Source organism: Campylobacter sp. MG1, from assembly GCF_026616895.1.
Lineage (GTDB): Bacteria > Campylobacterota > Campylobacteria > Campylobacterales > Campylobacteraceae > Campylobacter_E.
The window spans coordinates 1-6,245 of sequence record NZ_JANYME010000022.1 but is presented as its reverse complement, the minus strand read 5'-3'; the positions used below and the strand labels follow the sequence as shown (position 1 = coordinate 6,245).

The 6,245-nt window shown below is 23.6% G+C and carries 1 protein-coding gene; it reads left to right on the top strand.

What is annotated here, in order from left to right; genetic code table 11:
* Positions 1-41 precede the first annotated feature (41 nt).
* Positions 42-6,245: hemagglutinin repeat-containing protein (locus tag NY022_RS09435; protein ID WP_267525610.1), on the top strand; the 6,204-nt coding region annotated here is incomplete at its 3' end.

The following is a 6,245-nucleotide window of genomic DNA, read 5'->3' as shown; positions in this document are numbered from 1 at the left end:
AAAAAATGAATAAAAAAGGTAATAATGCAAAGGCTTTAGCAATGAAACCAAATAGCCCTGTAAAACAAATCATCTCACTAATCATTATCTTATCTTTACTCATTCCTAATTCAATCTTTGCTAATGATATTATTATAGATAACAGTGCACCTAAATCTCATAAACCCCAAATCCTAAAAACACCTAATGATGTTTTAATAGTAAATATAACCACTCCTAATAATGGCATATCAATGAATGAGTATAAAAAATTTGATACTCCTAAGAGTGGAACTATATTAAATAATTCTCATAATGGTGCTAAAACTAATATAGGTGGCTTTATAAATGCTAATCCTAATTTAGCAAGTGGTGGTGCTAAATTAATTGTAAATAAAATAAATTCTAATAACCCATCAAACTTGCAAGGTAATTTAGAAATAGCTGGAAGTAAAGCTGATCTTATGATAGCTAATCCAAGTGGTATAAATATTAATGGCTTAAATATCATAAATGCTAAAAGCTCAACCTTTACTACATCTAGTGTAAATATAAATAATGCAAATCAAATAGCTAAAAATCAAGATATAAGCTATCTTAATAATAATTCTTATATCACAATAAAAAAAGATGACAACAACTCTTACATTACAATAGAAAAAGATGGTTTAAATGATAGTTCAAGCGATTATACAAGCATAATAGCAAATGCTATAAAAATAGCTGGAAATATCCATTCAAATGAGTTAAATCTAAAAGCAGATGGTAAAAATAATAAAGAAGTAGCAATTAATAGTACCGCACTTGGTGGAATGTATGCTAATAAGATAAAAATAATAGCTACAAATAATGGAGTAGGGGTAAATAATGCTGGAATTATAGCTGGTAGCGAAATTAAAATAAATGCTAATGGTGATATTATAAATAAAAATATCATCTATGCAAAAGATAATTTTAATTTAAATTCACCTAGTTTAGTAAATGAGAAAACTTCTAGCAATGAAATTTTAAATATAGATATTTTAAGTAATAAGCTTGATAATGATGGTAGTATAATTGCAAATAATCTTAAAATAACCACTAATGATAAAATAATAAATTCAAATTTAATTCAAGTAAATAATAGTGCAAATCTAGTTGCTAATAGTATTTTAAATAAAGCAAATATAATAAGTTTAGGTAATATTAACTTAGAGGCTAAAGATAGTTTAATTAATTTTAATAGTTCTAATATAATAGCTGATAACACAATTAATATTAAATCACAAACCTTAAATAATGCCTCTTCAAATATCATAGCAAATGATGTAATAATTGATTCTAAAAATATAAATAATTATACAACAAGTAATATAGATATAAAATCAAATACAAATGTAAATACAATTAATCTTGGATGTTGTGGAATTAAAAGTTTTAATCTAAGTATAAATTTAAAAGAGTTAAAAGATGAAATCATAAATGAGTGGAAATTAAATAATATTATATATAGCGAAGATGATTTATATAATGAAATTTATAAAAGAGCTTTAAGTCTTGATAATACTCTTTATATATTAGATTTACATAAAAAAGATAGAGCACATTGGAGTTTGCTTTATTATAATCTAAGATTAGATGAATTAAATAATAAAGTTTTACTAAATACTGGTTATATAAAAGATAAAGAACAAGCAAGAAATATATCATATACCTTAACAAAAGAATACATAAGCAAAGAAAGTTTAAATAATTTTATCCCAGCACAAATCCTAGCTTTAAATGATATAAATATATATACAAGCAATATGACAAATAATAAAAGCTATGTATTTGCTAATAATGATTTAGTGTTAAACAATCAAAGCTATTTAAATAATAATAATTTAGCTAAAGATAATGAAGCTACTATAAAAAATATTGGTGTAGATTTATTAAGAGAATCAAACTCACATTTTTATTATGAGTGGGATGTACCAAAATATTTCGGGATAGGTTTCCTTGGGTATGAGACTGAAAATATCTATGGCGGTACATATACTAATTCATATTATGAAGATGGACTTCCTTCTATATTTGCTTCTAATAATAATTTTATAGCTAAATCTATAAATTTAATAAATGCTAAAGATATAGCAAAAAATGAAATTAGTACTCATAAAACAAGTAATATTAATGCCCCAATATTTACTACCCCAATAATCCCTTATATTAAATTTATCCCAATTAATACTGGTTATTTATATAGTATGAGTGGTGCAAATATGCCTTATATTTTAGGTAGATTTAATGAAATCTTTAATAGTGCAAATTCCCTTGTTCTAAAATCATTTAACCATTTAAAAACAAAAAAAACTATAAATACTGGCTCTTTAATACTTGCTAAAAATAATGTAATAATTGATACTGATGGAAATATTTATAATAATGGCTTAATAAAAGCAAATAATATAAATATAAATGCTAAGAATTATGAAAGCTATAAAGCAAATTTATATGCTAATGCTATTAGTATTAATACTAAAGAAAATATCTTTATAAAAGATGGTTTAATCTTATCAAATGATTTAGGTTTAAATGCAAATAATATTAATATAAATGGCTCAAATTTAAATGCTAAAGATAATATATTATTAAATGCAAATAAAAATATTAATATAGACACTATAGAGTATAAAAATATTTTTAACACAAAAGGAACTGATACTAGCTTTAGCGGAACGATAATCACTCATAAACAATCAAATTTAAAAGCTAATAATATTAATATAAATGCAAATGATATAAGTTTATTCTCAGCAAAGCTAAATGCTAAAGAAGATATTAATATTAATGCAAATAATAATCTTTTAATAGGCTTTAAAAAAGATAGCATAAATACTCATACAGAAATTAAAAGTAAAGGATTTTTAAGTAAAAAAACAAAATTATATGATTATTTATCTGAAAACATACTTCAATCAAATTTAAGTGCAAGTAATATAAATATTAATACAAATGATACTTTAATATCTGGCACTAATTTATTAGCTAATGATAAGATAAAAATAGATAGTAATAATATCTTTATTAATCCAGCTTCTTATAATACATTAAACTCATCTTATGTTGCTAAATCAAGCTTTGGAGGATTAAAAAAGAGTTTAGATTATGTTATGGATGCTAAATTAAATTTACAAGGTTCAAATTTAATTGCAAATGATATTAATTTAAACGCAAAAAATAATTTAGATATAATCTCATCAAATATATACGTAAATAATAATTTAGATCTAAATACAAAAAATTTAAATATCTTAGCCTCATATGAAAACCATCAAAAACAAGAAATCCATCAAAAATCAAGCTTTAATTTATTAGGTGTTTTACGCTTATTTAATATTGGAAACCAAGCTATTTATACAAATATTTATAGTGAAAAAGGAAGTGGTGATGGCATAATAAAACCATCGGATATAATAGCAAAAAATATAAATATAAATACTAGCTTTGCTACCATAACAGCTAATCTAAATGCAAGTGATAAAATTAAAATTAATTCAAGCGATGAAATTAAGATTATAAATGCTATTAATACTCATGATGAATATAGCATTTTTAAAAATACTCAAATAAAATTAGCTAAATTTAGTGATATTTTAAAAGGTTTAAAACCTAAATCTTTAAGTGAGTTAAAAAAAGATACATCTATAAAACTAAAAATTGCAGAAGCTAGTTATGAAAAAGCAACAAATAAAATTAGTAAAAATAGTGCTATAAACTCAAGCTTAAAAGCAAGTAATATAGATATAGTAGCAAATGATAATATTTTAATTCAAGGTTTAGATATAGGTGTTACTGATGATATAAATTTAATATCTAAAAATGGTAATGTATATATATTAAACTCTACTGATACTATAGATACAAATACAGCCTTAAAACAAGCAAAGGCAATACTTTCACTTACCATTCAAAACGAATATGCACAAATAGCTCCAGCTGTAATTGCAATAAAAGATGCTACTAAACAACTTGAAAACATAAAAAAAGAATATGATGATTATAAAAAACAAAAATCTAAATTAGAAGAAAATTTAAATGATATAAAACAAAGATATAAAAATAAAGAAATTGGGATTAGTTATTCTGATATAGAGAATATTATTGAAATTTTAGATGAGATAAAAGATGAAGAAAAATATTATATAACTAATATTGCCTTAGCTACTACTAATTTAGCATCAAAAACATCAGCTCTAGCTACTCAAGTAGCAAGTGCAAGTGCTAGTTCGCAAACTTTTGGATTTAGTGCTGGTATAAGTGCTAATATAAGCGAAAGTGTTACTAAATCACAAACTACACAAACAATAAGCAAAGCTTCAAATTTAAGTGCTGGTAATAATATTTTTATAAAAACAAATAATGATAAAGATAGTAGTATAAATATCAAAGGCTCAAATCTAATAGCAAATAATGATATAAATTTAAAAACAAAAGATTTAAATATAGCTTCAAGCCAAGATACATTTGCTAATAACTCAAATACAAAGACTATAGATGGTAGTGCTAGTTTTACATTCTATGGTGGAGGCGGTGGAGCATTAGGATTAGATTATAAATTAGCTCATACAAATAATGAAAGCTATATAAATAATAATAGCCAAATACAAGCTAAAAATGATATAAATATAGACACTTCAAATGATACTATAATAAAAGGGGCTAACCTTAGAGCAGATAATAAAATAAATTTAAATGTAGGTAATAATTTAAGTTTAGAGAGCCAAAGAGATAGATATGATGGAGATTTTAAATCAATAGGATTTGGTTTAGGAGTAGGATTTAGTGGATTAACCAAATCCCAAAATAAAAACATACCAACTAAAGGTATGTTTGATAAAAATCACTTAGTAGATACTAGTACTATAAAAGCTAGTAGCACAAATGCAAATTTTAACCAAACAAAAAATAATTATTTACACAAACAAACAATTCTTTCATTAATAACAGGAAATAGTGTCAATATTAATACAAACAATAACACCCACCTAAAAGGCTCACTAATAGCAGCTGGATTTTATGATAAAGATGGAAATTTTATAGATAATTCTAATTTAAATTTAATCACAAATACTCTAACCTATGAAAATTTATCTAATATCAGCTATGAAAAAGGAAGTAGTTTAAACTTAGGTGCAAACTATATATTTAATAACAATGATACAAATAAAGAAAAAAAAGAATATAAAGAAAATCAAAATTTAAACAATAACTATAACAACCTAAATAAAGAATCAAATAAACAAATATCACTAGTTAATACACATAAAACACAACTAAATAATTATAATAACCAAATAAATAATCTTACTACACAAGATACTAGTAATAAAGACCAAAAAAACAATCAAAAAATCTCATCAATATCTATATCAAATAATAAAAATTTATCCTATTCATACTCTAAAACACTAGCTACTATAGGTAATGGAAATTTAATAATAAAAGATAAGGCTAATTCTTATGAATTAGATAGATTAAACAAGGATACTAATAAATTAAATAAAGAACTAGCAAATACAAATATAAGCTCTAATATTAATGCTAGTATAGATACTAGGTGGTTTAGTAAAGAGGGTAGAAAAAATATAAAAGAAGATGCTCAAACAGCTAGTACTATGTATGATGCTATAGTGCAAATAGCAACTACTAATAAGGTAAATATAACAGACTTTTTTAATGAAAACACAAAGCAATATAAGGTATTACAAGAAATAAGAGAGTTAATAAAAAATAATTCTGATATAGCTAATGAATTATCTAATCCAAATATTGATGAAAACTATAAAAAACTTATAGCTACTGCTATAGTAAATTCTGTAATGCTAACTCTTGGCTATACGCCAAGTGAATTACAAACAATATATACAAATGAACTAGGTAAAGATAATAAACAAATACAAGGCTATTATTCTTATGAAAACAGCAAAATATATCTAAATCAAAATAATATCAATAATGCTAAAATACTAATAACTACAACAGGTCATGAGATACAAAGAGCAATAGATGCACAAAAAGGCATTAATAAAGATATAGCAAATACAGCTGATTATACTAAATATGCAAGTAACTTCGGAGATTTTTTAAGCAAATATACAGGTTATGCATTAGGTAGTGTAAATAAAGAATATTCTAAAAACTTTACAAATGAGCTTGATTTTACAACATATTCAAATTATTACAATAAAGCAAATGCTGAGTTTTTAAATTTAAATAAAGATTTAGGAGTTAATAGGCAGTTA